The sequence below is a fragment of the Nodosilinea sp. LEGE 07298 genome (genome assembly GCF_015207265.1).
GTDB lineage: Bacteria > Cyanobacteriota > Cyanobacteriia > Phormidesmidales > Phormidesmidaceae > Nodosilinea.
This window is the reverse complement of sequence record NZ_JADEXE010000587.1, coordinates 1-1,272: the sequence shown is the minus strand read 5'-3', so window position 1 is coordinate 1,272 and position 1,272 is coordinate 1. Positions and strand designations below refer to the sequence as shown.

The 1,272-nt window shown below is 55.8% G+C and carries 2 protein-coding genes; both read right to left on the bottom strand.

Features of this window, described 5'->3' with window-relative positions; all coding sequences use genetic code 11:
• Positions 1 to 160: 160 nt before the first annotated feature.
• Positions 161 to 616 (bottom strand): Fur family transcriptional regulator, encoded by a 456-nt coding sequence (locus IQ273_RS33250; protein ID WP_194027330.1) that lies wholly within the window; start codon positions 614 to 616, stop codon positions 161 to 163.
• A 114-nt stretch (positions 617 to 730) separates the two neighbouring features.
• The coding region (locus IQ273_RS33245; RefSeq protein WP_194027329.1) for a 16S rRNA (uracil(1498)-N(3))-methyltransferase at positions 731 to 1,272 on the bottom strand (542 nt) is incomplete at its 5' end.

Below are 1,272 nucleotides of genomic sequence, written 5' to 3'. Positions count from 1 at the left end.
TTTCGTCCTCTCCCAGAGGTCCCAAAAAACCTGCTAAAAAGGAGCCGTTTAATCCGAAGCATCCCCATGTTGCCACCGCTCGGCTCCTCAAGCAAAAGGAGAACAAACGTTCACCTTAACAGGGGTAACCTTAAACCTTAAACCTTGCACCTGAAACCAATCAAATTGGCACGATCGATCGCTGGCAGGTGGGGCAAATACCGTGAATCAGCAGCTGGCAGTCGAGGATGTGATAGCCGGAGCGATCGGCGGTTTTTGCCCCTACCTTAAGCACCGAGTCGTTTTTGAACTCGATCGTTTTGTTGCACCGCACGCAGATCAGGTGGTGGTGGTGATGGGGCGCGGGCTGGTTAATTTCGTAGCGCTTTTGGCCCTCGGCTAGCTCTAGCTCGCGCAAAATGCCCATCCGCGCCATCAGCTTGAGGTTGCGGTAAATGGTGGAAAGACTGATCGGCTCCCCCTCTTTGTCGAGCTGGTCGCACAGATCCTCAGCGCTCAGGTGGGTGCCTTCGGGCAGGTTTTGAAAGGTTTTGAGCATGGTCTCTCGCTGAGGAGTCATGCGCCAGCCACGCTCGTTTAGCTCGGCCTTGAGGGCTGATGGAGTGTAAGCAGCCATAGCCTGGTTTCTCCCCGCTAGATTTCAATAACTCGTCCTTATTGAGAATAGTAGCGAACTTTTTGGGTTATTTGCAATAATTTTTTGTTATTGAGAATGACTCCGAAGACTGCTTTAGATGTCTTTAGATTTCTCTGGAACTGCTTGCAACGCGCGAGCGGCAGTGACCAGAGCCAGGGCCGCCAGGGGAGCCGTTACCGCCCTGAGAATATAGGACCCCAGGGAAACGGGCTGAAAGCCTGCCGCGATCGCACTCTTTACCTCAGCTGCCGTCCAGCCGCCTTCTGGTCCAACGGCGATCGCAGCGGGAACGTGCGGATCGCTGGCCTGAGCTACCGCCAGCAGGTGGGGTGCATCGCTGCGAGCCACACATATCCATCGGTTACCTTCAGCCGATTGCTTCAGGTAGACTGACCAGGGCTCGGGGGGCAAAATTTTTGGCAGCAGCAGTCGTTCACTTTGCTCGGTGGCCTCAAGGGCGATGCGCTGCCAGCGCTCTAGCTTTTTGGGGTTGGGCTGGTGCAGGGTACGATCGCTAATGATCGGCTGTAGCGTGGTCACCCCCAGCTCGGTGGTTTGGCGCACAACATCGTCAAACCCATTGCCCTTGGGCAGCGCGATCGCCAGCGTAATCGGAGCCTGCTGGGTTGAGGGTG